Origin of the sequence: Pseudomonas moraviensis (genome assembly GCF_900105805.1) — a bacterium.
GTDB classification, from domain to species: domain Bacteria; phylum Pseudomonadota; class Gammaproteobacteria; order Pseudomonadales; family Pseudomonadaceae; genus Aquipseudomonas; species Aquipseudomonas moraviensis_A.
The window spans coordinates 2,665,716-2,681,955 of sequence record NZ_LT629788.1; the positions used below are offsets into that span (position 1 = coordinate 2,665,716).

The window sequence follows — 16,240 nt, forward strand, 5'->3', positions numbered from 1 at the left end:
TCAACCCTCCTTGACCAGGCCGAGATCGCTCAGCACGTTGCGCGTGGCATTGTAATAACGCACGTACCCGGTGCAGCGGCAGACGTGGTGGCCAAGACTGTCCTCGATCACCTGTTCAAGCTGACTTTTGACGATCGGCTGACGTTGCAGCTTCTCGACCAGCACGGTCGCGGCATTGACGAAGCCCGGCGCGCAGTAGCTGCACTGGAAGGCGAACTCGTCGACGAAGCGCTGCTGGATCGGGTTCAGCTCAGTGACCTGGCCCTGCTCGTCGCGTTTGGCGTGGCCTTCGATCGTACGGACTTTTTTGCCCTCGAAGTAATGCGCACCGGTGATGCAGGTGCGCACTTCTTCGCTGGTGCCGTCGGGGTTATCGACGATCACCACGCAGGCGTGGCAGATGCCCTGGCCGCAGCCCAGACGCGAGCCGGTGAGGTTTTTGTATTCGTGCAGGTAGTCGATCATCGGCAGGTCATCAGGGATGTCCACCGGACCGACGGATTGACCATTGAGGGTCAGTTGAAGCGGACGGTTAGCCATTGAGGGCCTCCTTGATGCGCGCAGCGGTGATAGGCAGGTCACGAACACGTTTACCGATGGCATGCGCCACGGCGTTACCGATGGCACCGACGATCGGGATCATCACCACTTCGGCGATGCCTTTGGACGGATCGCTCGGCGACAGCGGCGGCAGGATCTCCGCGGTCTGCTTCCACACCGCAACGTGACGTGCCATCGGCAGACGGTAACGGTTGAAGTTCCAGTCACCCTCCCCCGGACCGCCTTCATACAACGGCATCTCTTCCATCAGCGCATGACCAATACCCATGGCGATGCCACCTTCGAGCTGGCCCTTGACCAATTCTTCCACCAGCACGCGGCCGCACTCGATCCACGAATGGTGATTGAGCACTTCGACTTCCGCCGAGCCTTTGTTGACCTTCAGCTCGACCAGAGTGGCGACCGGGCTGTAATAGGTCACGGCGGCGTTGTTCAACTGCACCACCGGGTAATTGACGTTCTGCCGATCGAGCAGGTGGAAGCCAGCGCTGTTCATTTGCGCCTTCTTCGCTTGCGGCGCGCCATCACCATACTTCACCGCCAGACCGTCGAGCGGCAGGCGCTCGCGCACGCCGTCGATGCTGTACTCGGCCTCGGCCCAGCTCCAGCGGTTGAAACCATGCACCGTGGCGCCCGTCACCAGACCGCGTTCGTGGGCGCGTTTGGCCAGTTCCTCGAAGCTCAGCGGCTGCATGCCGTTGGCGGTCAGCTTGCCGTCGACCCAATGCGCATCTTCCCGGCGCACTACGTAAGGGTTGGCCTGGCCGCCGTACGGACCCTGGCGCCAGATCTCCAGTGCCGCCGGCCATAAACCGTGGTTGAACAGCACGCGCGCCGCTTCCCGGGTTGCATGGCTGAAGTAATAGGCGGAGTTGGTCGCCGACGACGCTGAGGCCAGCTTGCCGACCCAGCGCGGGTTGCGCAGCAAATTGTCCTGCTCGGCCTGGCTCATGATGTACGGGTTGCCGCTGGTGATCAGCTGCATTTCCTGCCATTCGGTTTCGCCGGTCTTCACATCGTGCGCCGGGCTGCCGAGGAAATCGGCGACGACCAAGGCTTGCGAAGTGGACATGCCGGTGCCGATTTCGATACCGATGTGGCGCAGGGTGATGCGCCCGTCCGCGGTGAATTCGATGCTGGCCATCGGCGCTTCGGAGCCGGTGCCGAAGTCTTTCTGGCAGATGGCGAAACCGACGCCGTACCAGTTATCCGGGTCTGCCGCTTCACGTTGCTGCTTGATCGTGTCGCGGTTTTTCCAGACCTCGTGCACCGAGGCCTTGTCGAGAATTTCGTGCAGGCGCAACGCACCGGCCGGAATCGCGCCCTGAGTGTTTTTCATGCCGGAACGCAACGCATTTTTGCGGCGCAAATCGATCGCATCGACACCCAGACGATTGGCAATCTCGTCGACCATCATTTCGGTCGCCGCCATGCTTTGCAGGGTGCCGTAACCACGCATCGAACCTGCCTCTACTGCCCGCGAGTGATACGCGGTGACTTGCAGATCGTTCTGCGGCATGTAGTAGATCGACTGCGCTGCGGTGGCGCCCACTGCTGCCACAGATGGGCTGTAGTTGACCCGGCCACCGCCGTCGACGCTCATCTCGGCGCGGAAAATCTTGAAGGTGTAGTCGTTCTTGTCCACGGCCAACTGGTAGCGGATGTCGAACGGGTGACGCTTGATGCCGCTCTGGAACTGCTCGTAGCGGTCGTTGGCCAGACGCACCGGCACACCGCCGCCGTAAAGCGCGGCCAAGGCTGCGTAGTAGACAAAAATGTTGTGGTCTTTGGAGCCATAGCCAACGGTATAGCCTGGGTGCATGTTCAGATTGGCAAGGCCAAACCGCGACGGCCCGATCATCTTCGCGGTCTCGGTCGCAACTTCCAGAGGGCACTGCGTCGCCACGACGAAATGCAGGGTTTTGGTTTTCGGGTCGTACCAGCCGTTGCCGTTATCCGGCTCGAGTGCGGCCGGTTCGATCGACGGCGTTTTGTAGCGCTCATCGAACACCAGCCAGTTGTCTGGCGGCGTGTCGATCTCCTGCTTCATGCGGTCGGCGTAGAACAGCCCGCGCTCGGTGAGGTTGCCGTGCAGGTTCGGCGAGGCATTCCACACCGGACGGCGGTTCTTCAGCATCGGGAACAGGATCGAATCCTTCAGGCTGGCGAATTCGTCTTCGTCCGCCGAGGTCGCACCGCCGACGCGCACGTAGCGGAAGCTGCCGTAGGGATCGCCTTCGTAGAACGGCACTTTGGCGCCGTAACGAATCGCTTTGTCATTGAATTTCAGTTGGTTCTTGGCCTGACGAAAACGCTCGAAATCGTTCCAGATCAGGATGGCCACCGGGTGACCGATGAACATCGGCACTTTGCCTTCGGGAAGCAATGGATCGGGAGCGTGCTCTTCGGGGAAGACGATGCCGTCCTTGTCCAGATCGGCAGCGGTGACGATGCGATCCGGCTGCAGCTCGGCGCCGAGCCACGACAGGTCGTAGCCTGCATAGATGCGGTCGGCCTTGATGGTTTTCAGCAGCATCGCGTGGCCCTGTTGCTCAGGCCAGCCGGGCATGTCCTTGGCACGGATGTCACGGGCGAAGACTTTGCTGCCGCAGACCTTGGACAGGGCGTCGTTGCGTTGCCGCGCCTTGCCATTGTTGCCGAGCCATTTCTCGGACGGCACGGTGACGCTGTTTTCCATCAAGGCAGCCAGCGCCTGACTGCTGAGCGGCGTAAGCGTAACGCTCACACCCGCCACCAGCCCGCCCTGGAGGAACGAGCGCCGGGATATTTCACGGTTGGACATGGATCATCCTCTGGGCGGTTATAGGTCCGCCCTTGTGGTTATCTACTGGGGATCTCGAGTCGTGCAGAAGCTCTTTCTGGCGAAGCAAAGAGCTGTGTTGACAGTGCAAAGCTGACCGAAAGGTTAACTTTAAAGGTTTCCGCGCCCGCAGCAAACAACCAGTTACAAAAACCTGACTAAATAATCAAAAAAATCAATGCGACGTGGGATCGCAGCAATTTGGTTTGGAATCAAATCCTTGTAGGAGTGAGCCTGCTCGCGATGGCGGTGTGTCAGTTGCGGATACCGGCGACTGGAATATAGCTATCGCGAGCAGGCTCACTCCTACAGAAGGATTTGTGCAGGAGTTCGAGAGGGGAATAGCCAAATTTCAGACACAAAAAACCCCGGTCTTTCGACCAGGGTCTTTGCTATCGATCCGATTCAGCCTGTGGCTGGTTTCGGCGCTTCAAGGCGTTCAGTGGTCCTTGAGGCAGATATGGCGCAGCGGACGGGACTCGAACCCGCGACCCCCGGCGTGACAGGCCGGTATTCTAACCGACTGAACTACCGCTGCGTATCGCTTTGAGCTTGCGCTCAAGTAACTCGTGTTGATCGCAGGCTTCGGTGCCTGGCAATCGCGAATCAGATAAATCTGACTCGTAAAATATGGCGCAGCGGACGGGACTCGAACCCGCGACCCCCGGCGTGACAGGCCGGTATTCTAACCGACTGAACTACCGCTGCGCGTCGGTGCAGGCACTTTCAGCCTACTCTCTTGCTTGCGCAAGCTTCTCGGGAGTGGTGGGTGATGACGGGATCGAACCGCCGACATTCTGCTTGTAAGGCAGACGCTCTCCCAGCTGAGCTAATCACCCGTTTGCATCTCCGAGGCCGCGAAATTTACGCAGGTGGCGAAGCTAAGTCAATAGCAGGATTGGAGTTTTTCTGAAAAAGACAAAATTGCTTCATTCCTGAAGAAGCCATCGACCCATAGACCGCATTCGCGAGCAGGCTCGCTCCCACAGGACGCGGCTTCGCTTGTTATTCGCTGTAGATCATCTTTTTCGTCATACCGCCATCGACGACGAATTCCTGCCCGGTAACGAAGCCGGCATTGCGCGACAGCAGCCAAGCGACCATCGCCGCCACGTCCTCGACGGTTCCCACCCTGCCCGCCGGATGCTGAGCATGATCGGCGTCGGCCAATGGTTCGGCGCGACGCACCGAGGGATCACGCGCATCGATCCAGCCCGGGCTGACAGCATTCACACGAATTTCCGGCCCGAGGCTGATTGCCAGCGCATGGGTCAGCGCCAGCAACCCGCCCTTGCTTGCAGCGTAAGCCTCGGTATCCGGTTCCGACTGCGCGGCGCGGGTCGAGGCCAGATTGACGATCGAACCGTTGTGCGCACGCAGATAGGGCGCACAGTGCTTGGCGAGCAACATCGGCCCGCTCAGGTTCACCGCCAGCACCCGATTCCAATAGGCAAGATCAAGGCTTTCCAGGGTGATGTTGTGCGGATCGGCCACCGCTGCGTTGCAGACCAGCGCATCCAGGCGACCGAATTGCCCCAGCACCTCGGCCACGCCCAGTGCGACCTGATTTTCGTCTGCGACGTCCATGGCGATGAACCAGGCGTTCTCGCCGAGCACCTTCGCCACTTTCGAACCACGCGCCCGATCGAGATCGGTCAGCACCACCTGCCAGCCTTCGCTGATCAGCCAGGCGGCGATGCCCAGACCGATCCCGCGTGCAGCGCCGGTGACCAGCGCCACGCGGCCATGGGTACTGGCCGCCGGTGTGGACAACTCGATCACAATGCCGCCAGACCGCGCGCCAGATCAGCTTGCAGGTCAGCCACATCCTCCAGACCGACCGCGACGCGGATAAGGCTGTCGCGAATGCCTGCTGCTTCACGCTCCTGGGGCGCCAGACGGCCGTGGGAGGTGGTGCTCGGATGGGTGATAGTGGTTTTGCTGTCGCCGAGGTTGGCAGTGATCGAAATCAACCGCGTGGCATCGATAAAGCGCCAGGCGCCCTCTTTCCCGCCCTTGACCTCGAAGCTGACCACGGCACCGAAGCCCTTCTGCTGGCGCTGAGCCAACTCGTGCTGTGGATGGCTCTTGAGACCGGCGTAATGGACTTTCTCGATGCCGTCCTGCTGCTCCAGCCATTCGGCCAGCGCCTGGGCGTTGGCGCAGTGAGCTTTCATGCGCAGGTTCAGCGTCTCGAGCCCCTTGAGGAAGATCCACGCGTTGAACGGGCTGAGGGTCGGCCCGGCGGTCCGCAGGAAACCGACCACTTCCTTCATCTGTTCGCCGCGACCGGCGACAACGCCGCCCATGCAACGGCCCTGACCGTCGATGAACTTGGTCGCCGAGTGCACGACAATGTCCGCGCCGAGCTTCAGCGGCTGTTGCAGCGCCGGGGTGCAGAAGCAATTGTCGACCACCAGTTGCGCGCCCTTGGCATGGGCGATTTCTGCCAGCGCGGCGATATCCACCAGCTCGGCCAACGGGTTGGACGGCGACTCGACGAAAAGCAGTCTGGTGTTCAGCTTGATCGCCGCATCCCAAGCCGACAGATCGGCCAGCGGCACGTAATCAACTTCGACGCCGAAGCGCTTGAAATACTTTTCGAACAGACTGATGGTCGAGCCGAACACACTGCGCGACACCAGCACATGATCGCCAGCACTGCACAGACTCATCACCACCGCCATGATCGCGGCCATGCCGGTTGCCGTGGCGACGGCTTGCTCGGCGCCTTCCAGCGCGGCGATGCGCTCTTCGAACGCGCGCACGGTCGGGTTGGTGTAACGCGAATAAACGTTGCCCGGCACTTCGCCGGCAAACCGCGCCGCCGCATCGGCAGCGGTGCGGAACACGTAGCTGGAGGTGAAGAACATCGGATCACCGTGCTCGCCTTCCGGCGTGCGGTGCTGACCGGCACGGACGGCCAGGGTATCGAACGCTACGCCTTCGAGGTCGCTGTCCAGCCGACCGGCATCCCATTCCTGACTCATGCTGTCTCTCCTTGCTGTGTTCTCGAAAAAATGTCAGATACAAAACCGGCCCCTCAGGGCCGGTGGAAACTCAGTTGTTGTACAGATCGATGATCGCACTGACTGCCTGGGTCTTGACCTTCGAGGCATCGTTGCGCGCCTGTTCGATCTTGTCCAGGTAAGCCTCGTCGACATCACCGGTCACGTACTTGCCATCGAATACCGCGCAATCGAAGTTTTCGATCTTGATCTTGCCGCCGCCGACCGCTTCGATCAAGTCAGGCAAGTCCTGATAGATCAGCCAGTCGGCGCCGATGAGATCAGCCACGTCCTGGGTCGAACGGTTGTGCGCGATCAGTTCGTGAGCGCTCGGCATATCGATACCGTAGACGTTCGGGAAGCGCACCGCGGGTGCCGCCGAGCAGAAATAGACGTTCTTCGCACCGGCTTCGCGAGCCATCTGGATGATCTGCTTGCAGGTGGTGCCGCGTACGATCGAGTCGTCGACCAGCATCACGTTCTTGCCGCGGAACTCCAGCTCGATGGCATTGAGCTTCTGGCGTACCGATTTCTTGCGCGCAGCCTGGCCGGGCATGATGAAGGTACGACCGATGTAACGGTTCTTGACGAAGCCTTCGCGGAACTTCACGCCCAGGTGATTGGCCAGTTCCAGCGCCGCGGTACGGCTGGTATCGGGAATCGGGATCACCACGTCGATGTCGTGCTCAGGACGCTCGCGCAGGATCTTTTCGGCGAGTTTCTCGCCCATGCGCAGACGCGCCTTGTACACCGATACGCCGTCGATGATCGAGTCCGGACGCGCCAGGTAGACGTGTTCGAAAATGCACGGGGTCAGCGACGGATTGGTCGCGCACTGACGGGTGTGCAGTTTGCCGTCTTCGGTGATGTACACCGCTTCGCCCGGTGCGAGGTCGCGGATCAGGGTAAAACCGAGCACGTCCAGCGAAACGCTTTCCGAGGCAATCATGTACTCCACGCCTTCGTCAGTGTGACGCTGGCCGAACACGATTGGACGAATGCCGTGCGGGTCGCGGAAACCGACGATGCCGTAACCGGTGATCATCGCCACAACGGCGTAACCGCCAACGCAACGATTGTGCACGTCGGTCACGGCGGCGAACACGTCTTCTTCGGTCGGCTGCAGCTTGCCGCGCTGGGCCAGCTCGTGGGCGAACACGTTGAGCAGCACTTCCGAGTCGGAACTGGTGTTGACGTGACGCAGATCGGATTCGTAGATCTCTTTGGCCAACTGTTCAACGTTGGTCAGGTTACCGTTGTGCGCCAGGGTGATGCCGTACGGCGAGTTGACGTAGAACGGCTGGGCTTCGGCCGACGTCGAGCTGCCGGCAGTCGGGTAACGGACGTGGCCGATACCCATGTGGCCGACCAGACGCTGCATGTGACGCTGCTGGAACACGTCACGCACCAGGCCATTATCCTTGCGCAGGAACAACCGGCCATCATGGCTGGTCACGATACCGGCAGCGTCCTGGCCGCGGTGCTGGAGCACGGTTAGCGCGTCATACAGCGCCTGATTGACGTTCGACTTACCGACGATACCGACGATGCCACACATGCGACGCAACCCCTACTTAATGGATCTGAACTGAACAACACTCACTGAGGCGTTTTCGCCGTCGGCAAGAGCTGCTCCTTGAACGGAATCTCAGCGGGTACGCTGATTCCGCTGGCAAGCCACTGACTGCTCCACCCCAATATCAGGTTCTTGGACCAGTCGGCGACCAATAGAAACTTGGGCACGAGCTGTGATTCTTTCCACCACCCGTCCTGCTGTACCGGCCCCAGGCTCAACAGCCCGACCGCCACGACCACCAGCAACACGCCACGCGCTGCACCGAAGGCCATGCCGAGGAATCGATCGGTTCCGGACAACCCGGTGACGCGAACCAACTCGCCGATAAGATAATTGATCATTGCGCCCACGATCAGTGTGGCGACAAACATGATGGCACAGCCCGCGATCACGCGAGCCGATGGGGTTTCGATGTATCCGGCGAGGTACTCGGACAGTGAGCCACCAAACATCCAGGCAACCGCTCCTGCGATGATCCAGGTCAGCAGCGATAAAGCTTCTTTTACGAAGCCGCGGCTCAGACTGATCAAAGCGGAGATGGCGATGATTGCAACGATCGCCCAGTCAACCCAGGTAAATGGCACAGTGCAGCCTACAGACGGATAAGGCGGCGCATTTTAGCAGAGCGCATGGCTGTCGGTAAGCTGCGATTGTCAGTGGTTTTCAATCGAGGTGATAGATTTCAGCCACGTTCAGGCTGAAAACGGACAACGAAGCCTTTGAGGTTCTGCTGGCGACTCAGCAGATCGCGCAAGCGATCGGCTTCGGCACGCTCGATCAGCGGACCGACGAACACCCGGTTCTTGCCATCAGCCGAACGGATATAGGCGTTGTAGCCCTGGCTGCGCAGGTTTTTCTGCAGGCTTTCGGCGCTGGCGCGGCTCGACAGACTGGCCAGCTGCACCGACCAGCTCACCGACAGACCGTTGGCATCGACGCGGCTCTGCGTGGTATCGGGCTTGCTCGTTGCCGAGGTGATCGGCTGGGCCGGCGCCGGGATCGGCTTGGCCACCGGTGGCGGCGTTGCCGGGCGGGCAATCTGCGCAGGGATGGTCGGTGCTGGCGCAGCCGGGGCTGCCGGAGCAGCCGGGGCGGCTTCTTCAGCGACTTCTTCGTCCGTCGGCACCGGCTCTTGCGGCAGGGCTTGCGGTTCAGGCACGGCGACCGGATCCATTTGCACTTGCGGCATCGTCGGAGCTTGCGGCGCCGCCGGGGCCTCGACCGTCACCTGATGCTGCTCGTCCTGGCGGGAAAACAGCATCGGCAGGAAGATCACCGCCAGCGCCACCAGCACCAGCGCGCCAACCATGCGCTGCTTGTACGCTTTATCCAGCAAAGCCATTTGCCGCTTCCTCCGTGGAGCGCCGGGCCAGCCATTCAAGGGCCTCGGCGACACAATAAAATGATCCGAACAACAGAATCTCGTCATCACTGGTCGCTACCGCGCACTGGCCTTCCAGAGCAGCGGCGACGCTGTCGTAGGACGCGACCGCAGCGCCAAGGTTCTGCAGCGCTGCCTGCAACTCTGCGACCGGGCGCGCGCGTGGCGAATCCAGCGGCGCGACAGCCCAATGCGCGACACTAGCATTCAATTCGCCAACAACACCATCGAGATCCTTGTCACCCAGCAGGCCGAACACCGCCAGGCGCTTGCCAACCGGCGGCCGTGCGGCCAGACGCCGCGCAAGGTATTCGGCGGCATGCGGGTTGTGACCGACGTCCAGCAACAGATTCAGACGCTTGCCATTCCACTCGAATGAACGACGATCAAGGCGTCCGACCACGCGCGTCGCCTGCAATGCAGCGACAATCTGTTCGGCATTCCATGGCAACCCCGTCAGCAGATAGGCTTGCAGCGCCAGCGCGGCGTTTTCCATCGGCAGATCGAGCAGTGGCAAGTCGCGCAGTTCGACCGCTTGGCCCTGTGCATCGGTACCGCGCCACTGCCAATGCTGCTCGGTGATGCCGAGATCGAAATCGCGTCCACGCAGGAAAAACGGGCAAGCCAGCTCGCGGGCTTTATCCAGAAGTGGTTGCGGGGGATTCAGATCGCCACACAGGGCCGGTTTCCCTTGCCGGAAGATGCCGGCCTTTTCGAAAGCCACGGATTCGCGGGTATCGCCCAGATAATCGGCGTGATCGACGCCAATGCTGGTGACCAGTGCGATATCGGCATCGACTACATTGACGGTATCCAGACGTCCGCCCAGCCCCACCTCAAGCACCACAGCGTCAAGCGCGGACTGCTGGAACAGCCAGAACGCCGCCAGGGTACCCATTTCAAAGTAAGTCAGGGAAGTCTCGCCGCGGCCCGCCTCGACTGCAGCAAAGGCTTCGCACAGCTGGGCGTCAGTGGCTTCGACGCCGTTGAGCTGCACCCGCTCGTTGTAACGCAGCAGGTGCGGAGAATTGTAGACCCCAACACTCAGGCCCTGCGCGCGCAGCAACGAAGCCACGAACGCACAGGTCGAACCTTTGCCGTTGGTGCCGGTGACCGTAATCACCCGAGGTGCAGGCTGGCCCAGCCCCATGCGGGACGCGACCTGTTGCGAACGCTCCAGGCCCATGTCGATGGCCGACGGATGCAACTGCTCGAGGTAGGCGAGCCATTCACCAAGGGTGCGCTGGGTCATACGTTGGCAGGCACCGGCGGCACCACGATCGGCTCGATCGGCGCGGCAACGAACTTCGGCGTCGGCTTGCCGGTCATCTGCGCCAGCAGGTTACCCAGACGCGGGCGCAGCTCCTGACGGTGAATGATCATGTCGATCGCGCCGTGCTCCAGCAGGAATTCGCTGCGCTGGAAGCCTTCCGGCAGTTTCTCGCGCACGGTCTGCTCGATCACACGCGGGCCGGCGAAGCCGATCAGGGCCTTCGGCTCGCCAACGATGACATCGCCGAGCATCGCCAGACTGGCAGAAACACCGCCGTAGACCGGGTCGGTCAATACGGAGATGAACGGAATGCCTTCTTCACGCAGACGCGCCAGCACGGCCGAAGTCTTGGCCATCTGCATCAGCGAGATCAGCGCTTCCTGCATGCGCGCGCCACCGGAAGCGGCGAAGCAGATCATCGGGCAGCGGTTTTCCAGGGCGTAGTTGGCAGCGCGGACGAAGCGCTCACCGACGATGGCACCCATGGAACCGCCCATGAAGTTGAATTCGAATGCCGAAACCACCACCGGCATGCCCAGCAAGGTACCGCTGACCGAGATCAGCGCGTCTTTTTCGCCGGTCTGCTTTTGCGCGGCAACCAGGCGATCCTTGTACTTCTTGCCGTCGCGGAATTTCAGGCGGTCAACCGGCTCCAGATCGGCGCCCAGTTCGTTGCGGCCTTCCGGATCGAGAAAAATGTCGATACGCGCACGTGCGCCGATGCGCATGTGATGGTTGCACTTGGGGCAAACGTCCAGGGTCTTTTCCAGCTCTGGACGGTACAACACCGCCTCGCAGGACGGGCATTTGTGCCACAGACCTTCAGGCACCGAGCTCTTCTTGACCTCCGAGCGCATGATCGAAGGGATCAGTTTGTCTACTAACCAGTTGCTCATGCTTTCTTTCTCCAGTACCGGCGGCCCGAACGCTCTGGTTCGCAGCCCCGCGTATGCCCTTGAGCTAAATTCATGTGTGTGGCGATGATTGGGGAACGGTCGCGGTCAGCGCGAAACATGACTCGCATACGATTCAGCAACCCTCAGCCGCGCCTGCTTTGTGCAAGTGCATTGATGGACGGCGGCAGACTGCCAGCCGTCACATCGACGATGTATTGCCGCGCACCGCGTTTATGAATGCGCGAATCTTGTGGTGATCCTTGATGCCTTTGCTCGCCTCTACCCCGCCGCTGACATCCACCGCGTAGGGCTTGACCCGTGCCACCGCGTCGGCAACGTTCTCCGGTGTCAGGCCACCGGCCAGAATCAGCGGTTTGCTCAGGCGTGGCGGAATCAGTGACCAGTCAAACGCCTCGCCGGTTCCACCGGGCACCCCTTCGACATAGGTGTCGAGCAGCACGCCACTGGCGCCGGGAAAGGCATCGCAGGCAGCAGCAATGTCATCACCCGCCTTGACCCGCAGCGCTTTGATGTACGGACGATGCCAGCCTTCGCACTCCTGCGCGCTTTCGTCGCCATGGAACTGCAGCAGATCCAGCGGCACCGCATCGAGGATTTCTCCGAGCTCGCAACGGCTGGCATTGACGAACAGCCCCACGGTGGTAACGAACGGCGGCAGTGCCTGGATGATCGCCCGCGCCTGTTGCACGTTCACCGCCCGCGGACTCTTGGCGTAAAACACCAGGCCGATCGCGTCGGCACCGGCTTCGACGGCGGCCAGCGCATCTTCGATGCGGGTAATGCCGCAGATCTTGCTGCGAACGGCTGACATGTCAGGAAAACCTCAAGGCAAAATCCGAAAACGTCCCGGATGGTAACAAAAGCGTTCGAGGGCGTCAGCCGTCAAGTTCGGAGAAACCCGTAAGGAAATGTGGACCGATAAAGCGCTCGGGCAACGGAAATTCGTCGTGATACTCGACCTGCACCAGATACAACCCGTAGGGATGCGCCGTGACCCCGCCGGAGCGACGCTCGCGACTTTCCAGCACTTCCTTCATCCACTCCACCGGACGCTCACCGGCACCGATGGTCATCAGCACACCGGCAATATTGCGCACCATGTGGTGCAGGAACGCGTTGGCACGAATATCGAGCACGATCATCTTGCCGTGACGGGTTACGCGCAGGTGATGCATCTTCTTGATCGGCGACTTGGCCTGGCACTGACCAGCCCGGAACGCGCTGAAATCGTGGGTACCAATCAGGTACTGCGCGGCCTCGGCCATGCGTTCTACGTCGAGCGGACGGTGGTTCCAGGTGATTTCTTCGTTGAGGTGCGCCGGGCGAATCTGATCGTTGTAGATCACATAGCGATAACGCCGGGCGATGGCTTTGAAGCGGGCGTGAAAATGCGCGGGCATGACCCTCGCCCAACTGACGCTGATATCGTGGGGCAGATTGATGTTGGCGCCCATGACCCAGGCTTTCAGCGAGCGATCAACCTGAGTGTCGAAGTGCACTACCTGGCCGCAGGCATGCACGCCAGCGTCGGTACGCCCGGCGCATTGCAGTGACACCGGCGAATCGGCGACTTTCGACAAGGCTTTTTCAAGCTCTTCCTGCACCGTCGCCACGCCGGTCAACTGCCGCTGCCAGCCGCTGTAGCGCGAGCCTTTGTACTCAACGCCCAGCGCGACGCGGTAAAAGCCGTCGGGCGCCATTTCGGCGACCGGGTTATCTATGTTTGCCAAGGTGGGACAGCCTGCTGATTTGCAAAGGCGGGCATTATAAGGCGGCGGGCCGGGGATGCCAGAGTTCTCTGTCGCCAGTTCGGCCCCAATCGCGAGCAGGCTCACTCCTACAAGGGGTACGCATTTCAACTGTAGGAGTGAGCCTGCTCGCGATAGCGATTTTCTGAACACCGCAGAAACGGGCACAAACAAAAACGGCAGCCTCACCGGGCTGCCGTTTTTGTTTGTTGCTGAACTCAGACCAGGTTGGAAAGCATTTCCTTGGCCTCGCCCCGCTGCTTCTCGTCACCCTCGGTCAACACTTCGTTGAGGATGTCGCGCGCACCGTCGGCATCGCCCATGTCGATGTAAGCCTGGGCCAGATCGAGTTTGGTCGCCGCTTCGTCGGTACCGGCGAGGAAGTCGAAATCATCTTCGCCCAGGTCATCACCCAGCGCTGCGTCCGCTTCGGTAAAGGTCGGTTCGGCCATGCTTTGCGACAGGCGATCGAGCTCGGCATTGACGTCGTCCAGTTCGGCCGCGAACGCATCCGGCTCGGCTGCTGGATTGGTGTCCATTTCGTCGGCCAGTGAGAGGTCGAAATCGGCTGGCAACTCCAGATCATCCTGCGGCACCTCAGCCACTGCCGGCGTCTCGACCGCAGGCAAATCTTTCACGCCCTCGTCCAGATCCAGCAGGAAGTCATCTTCAGCCAAAGTGGCCGGCGATGGTTCGGCGCCTAGATCCATGTCCAGATCGAAGTCCGACAGATCGTCGAGATTGTCTTTCATCTCGGTCTGCTCTTGCAGCACCGAGGCGAAGCTCAGATCGTCTTCAGCCGGGAACTCATCCAGCTCGACCGGCGCTTCTGGCTCAACCACTGGTGCAGGGTCGACCGGAGTGATGTTGTCGAGATCATCCAGGCTCAAATCGAACGCCGTGTCAAGATCGTCAGTCGCAGGCTCAGGCGCTTGCGGCTCGTCCTGCAACAGATCCTTGACGTATTGCGCGTCCAGTTCGGCAGCAACGGCGGCCGCCGCCAGCCCACCGGCAGCTACCACGGCCATGGCCGGGAAGCGGCTTTTCAGTGCTTCGACCTTGGCGAAGTTATCGCCATTGGCCACCAGTTGACGCTCTTGCGCGACGAACGCATCGCGGTCGCCCTGCTGACCGTAGACTTCCATCAGTTTCAGGCGCAGATCGCTGCGTTCCGGCTCGAGGCTGACACCCTCTTCCAGCAGCGCGGCGGCCTGATTCAGGCGACCGGCATTGATGTGCGATTGCGCCTTGTCGAGCACGTCATCCGAGCGCTCGCCGGCCGGGGCCACCAGAGGCGCGGCGATCGGCGCAGCCATCACCACCGGAGTGACAACCGGTGCGGGCGTTGGCGCAGGTGCCGGAGCAGGCGTGTTGAGCTTGACGCTCGCCGCGGGAGTTTCCAGGCCAGAGAAGCTGCTTTCCGGCAAATCATGCTCGGCGGAAAACTCTTGTTCTTCAGCCAGGGCGCGGGCCATGCGCAGATGCTTTTCAGCTTCCTGCTGGGCTTTGCGACGGCGCGCCAGCAGCAACAACAGAAGCAGCAGAACCACCGCACCGCCGCCGATCAGGCCGAGCAGGATCGGATTGGTCAGCAGGTCGTTGAAGGCCTTGTCATCGTCAGCAGCAGCCGGTGTGGTTTCGACCACCGGTTCTACAACCGGCTCCACTGGCGTTTCCGCTGGCGGCGCAATCGCCGACTCCGGGGTGGGCGAAGTCGCTGCGGCGTCCGCCGGGGTCGCCGGCGGAGTCGCGGCCAGTTCGGCGGTAATCGCCGGCACCGGCGGCACAGCACCGTTGGCGCCAGCCGCTGCGCCCGGCGCGACACCGGTGCCATCAGCCTGCATCTTCGCCAATTGATTGTTCTTCAGCTCAATCAGCTTCTGCAGCTTGTCCAGCTGACTTTGCAGATCAGCCATGCGGCTTTTCAGTTCCTCGTTGTCACGACGGGTCGTGTCGAGGTTTTCCTGAGTGATCGCCAGTTTGTTGCTCAGCGCCTTGGCATCACCTGCCGGGCCTTTCGCGCCGGGCTTGGCGTTTTCCGCCGAGACCAGGCTCAGGTTGTCCTGGGTATTGGGCGCAGCCCCCGTGTTGCCACGGCCGCGATTGGTTGCGTCGAGTTGCTGCTGACCGGTGCCTGGCTTGGCCACGTAACGACGGCCCTGACGCCAGGCTTCGTTCTGCGCCGCCACTTCAGCGATGGCCGCAGACTGTGGCAGCGCCGTGCTTTGTACCGAGTCCGGCAGACGCAGCACCTGACCGGTTTTCAGACGGTTGATGTTGCCGTCGATAAAGGCATTCGGATTGAGTGCCTGAATCGCCAGCATGGTCTGCTGCACCGAGCCGCCATTGCGCGCCTTCGCGGCGATTTCCCACAGGGTGTCGCGCGGTGTGGTGGTGTATTGATTGCGATGGGTGGCGCCAGTGGTTGGTGCGGTGATGGTCTGCGACGGCGCCGGTTGCGCGGCAGCGTCAGCGGTCTGCGGCGAGAACTTCGACGGATCCAGCAGCACGCTGTAATCACGCAGCAAGCGGCCATTGGGCCACATCACTTGCACGAGGAACTTCACCATCGGTTCCGACAACGGTTGGCTCGAGGTGACGCGCAACACGCTTTTGCCGTTGGCGTTGAGCACCGGGGTGAAGGTCAGATCATTGAGAAACGCCTGGCGGTCGACGCCGGCCTTGGCGAAATCTTCGGGTGAAGCCAGGCTCGGCACCACCTCGGCGGCGGTGAGATCCTTGACGTCGAGCAGCTCGATTTCAGCCACCAACGGCTGGTTCAGGGTCGACTTCAGGGTCAGCTCCCCGAGCCCGAGGGCATGCGCCATACCGGAGGACAGCGCCGAGGCGGCCGCTATTGCTAACACCAGTTTGCGAACTTGAACCATAGCCTCATCCTTTGTTTGAACGTTCCTCGGCCAGCGAGAAGCTTTTGAATACCGCTGCCGTAAGGCA

At 61.3% G+C, this 16,240-nt stretch carries 12 protein-coding genes and 3 tRNA genes; all 15 read right to left on the reverse strand.

Annotated elements, in window-relative coordinates:
• Positions 1-540: a (2Fe-2S)-binding protein gene (locus tag BLU71_RS11920; RefSeq protein WP_065615018.1), complete on the reverse strand. Its 540-nt coding sequence runs from the start codon at positions 538-540 to the stop codon at positions 1-3.
• Positions 533-3,364 (reverse strand): xanthine dehydrogenase family protein molybdopterin-binding subunit, encoded by a 2,832-nt coding sequence (locus BLU71_RS11925; protein ID WP_064363927.1) that lies wholly within the window; start codon positions 3,362-3,364, stop codon positions 533-535. Before BLU71_RS11925 ends, BLU71_RS11920 begins: the two co-directional genes overlap by 8 nt.
• 479 nt (positions 3,365-3,843) lie before the next feature.
• A tRNA-Asp gene (locus BLU71_RS11930) sits at positions 3,844-3,920 on the reverse strand.
• A 93-nt stretch (positions 3,921-4,013) separates the two neighbouring features.
• Positions 4,014-4,090, reverse strand: a tRNA-Asp gene (locus BLU71_RS11935).
• 55 nt (positions 4,091-4,145) lie between these two features.
• Positions 4,146-4,221, reverse strand: a tRNA-Val gene (locus BLU71_RS11940).
• Positions 4,222-4,387: 166 nt separating this feature from the next.
• Positions 4,388-5,164, reverse strand: coding sequence for an SDR family oxidoreductase (locus tag BLU71_RS11945; protein WP_042609436.1), 777 nt, complete (start codon positions 5,162-5,164; stop codon positions 4,388-4,390).
• Complete coding sequence (locus BLU71_RS11950; RefSeq protein ID WP_083353162.1) at positions 5,161-6,372, reverse strand: O-succinylhomoserine sulfhydrylase; 1,212 nt, start codon at positions 6,370-6,372, stop codon at positions 5,161-5,163. Before BLU71_RS11950 ends, BLU71_RS11945 begins: the two co-directional genes overlap by 4 nt.
• A gap of 70 nt (positions 6,373-6,442) precedes the next feature.
• Positions 6,443-7,948: an amidophosphoribosyltransferase gene (gene purF, locus BLU71_RS11955; RefSeq protein ID WP_003226416.1), complete on the reverse strand. Its 1,506-nt coding sequence runs from the start codon at positions 7,946-7,948 to the stop codon at positions 6,443-6,445.
• Positions 7,949-7,989: 41 nt separating this feature from the next.
• Positions 7,990-8,550 (reverse strand): CvpA family protein, encoded by a 561-nt coding sequence (locus BLU71_RS11960; RefSeq protein ID WP_016773942.1) that lies wholly within the window; start codon positions 8,548-8,550, stop codon positions 7,990-7,992.
• A gap of 98 nt (positions 8,551-8,648) precedes the next feature.
• The gene (locus tag BLU71_RS11965; protein WP_083353163.1) at positions 8,649-9,308 is read right to left on the reverse strand and encodes an SPOR domain-containing protein; all 660 of its coding nucleotides are present in this window, start codon (positions 9,306-9,308) and stop codon (positions 8,649-8,651) included.
• Positions 9,292-10,599 carry a bifunctional tetrahydrofolate synthase/dihydrofolate synthase gene (folC, locus tag BLU71_RS11970; protein ID WP_083353164.1) on the reverse strand — a complete coding sequence of 436 codons (1,308 nt, stop codon included), beginning with the start codon at positions 10,597-10,599 and terminating at the stop codon, positions 9,292-9,294. The genes BLU71_RS11965 and folC overlap by 17 nt, the downstream gene beginning before the upstream one ends.
• The gene (accD, locus tag BLU71_RS11975; RefSeq protein WP_016773939.1) at positions 10,596-11,516 is read right to left on the reverse strand and encodes an acetyl-CoA carboxylase, carboxyltransferase subunit beta; all 921 of its coding nucleotides are present in this window, start codon (positions 11,514-11,516) and stop codon (positions 10,596-10,598) included. The genes folC and accD overlap by 4 nt, the downstream gene beginning before the upstream one ends.
• 199 nt (positions 11,517-11,715) lie before the next feature.
• Positions 11,716-12,348, reverse strand: coding sequence for a phosphoribosylanthranilate isomerase (locus BLU71_RS11980; RefSeq protein ID WP_083353165.1), 633 nt, complete (start codon positions 12,346-12,348; stop codon positions 11,716-11,718).
• 64 nt (positions 12,349-12,412) lie between these two features.
• Positions 12,413-13,237, reverse strand: a complete 825-nt coding sequence (truA, locus tag BLU71_RS11985; protein ID WP_042609431.1) for a tRNA pseudouridine(38-40) synthase TruA — start codon at positions 13,235-13,237, stop codon at positions 12,413-12,415.
• A 266-nt stretch (positions 13,238-13,503) separates the two neighbouring features.
• Positions 13,504-16,173: a FimV/HubP family polar landmark protein gene (locus BLU71_RS11990; protein WP_083353166.1), complete on the reverse strand. Its 2,670-nt coding sequence runs from the start codon at positions 16,171-16,173 to the stop codon at positions 13,504-13,506.
• Positions 16,174-16,240: the final 67 nt, after the last annotated feature.

Bases quoted from the DNA above. Each gene is read 5' to 3' on its own strand.
- folC (WP_083353164.1), bottom strand. From the start codon at position 10,599: ATGACCCAGCGCACCCTTGGTGAATGGCTCGCCTACCTCGAGCAGTTG.
- accD (WP_016773939.1), bottom strand. From the start codon at position 11,516: ATGAGCAACTGGTTAGTAGACAAACTGATCCCTTCGATCATGCGCTCG.
- truA (WP_042609431.1), bottom strand. From the start codon at position 13,237: ATGGCGCCCGACGGCTTTTACCGCGTCGCGCTGGGCGTTGAGTACAAA.
- purF (WP_003226416.1), bottom strand. From the start codon at position 7,948: ATGTGTGGCATCGTCGGTATCGTCGGTAAGTCGAACGTCAATCAGGCG.
- BLU71_RS11925 (WP_064363927.1), bottom strand. From the start codon at position 3,364: ATGTCCAACCGTGAAATATCCCGGCGCTCGTTCCTCCAGGGCGGGCTG.
- BLU71_RS11990 (WP_083353166.1), bottom strand. From the start codon at position 16,173: ATGGTTCAAGTTCGCAAACTGGTGTTAGCAATAGCGGCCGCCTCGGCG.
- BLU71_RS11980 (WP_083353165.1), bottom strand. From the start codon at position 12,348: ATGTCAGCCGTTCGCAGCAAGATCTGCGGCATTACCCGCATCGAAGAT.
- BLU71_RS11965 (WP_083353163.1), bottom strand. From the start codon at position 9,308: ATGGCTTTGCTGGATAAAGCGTACAAGCAGCGCATGGTTGGCGCGCTG.
- BLU71_RS11950 (WP_083353162.1), bottom strand. From the start codon at position 6,372: ATGAGTCAGGAATGGGATGCCGGTCGGCTGGACAGCGACCTCGAAGGC.
- BLU71_RS11920 (WP_065615018.1), bottom strand. From the start codon at position 540: ATGGCTAACCGTCCGCTTCAACTGACCCTCAATGGTCAATCCGTCGGT.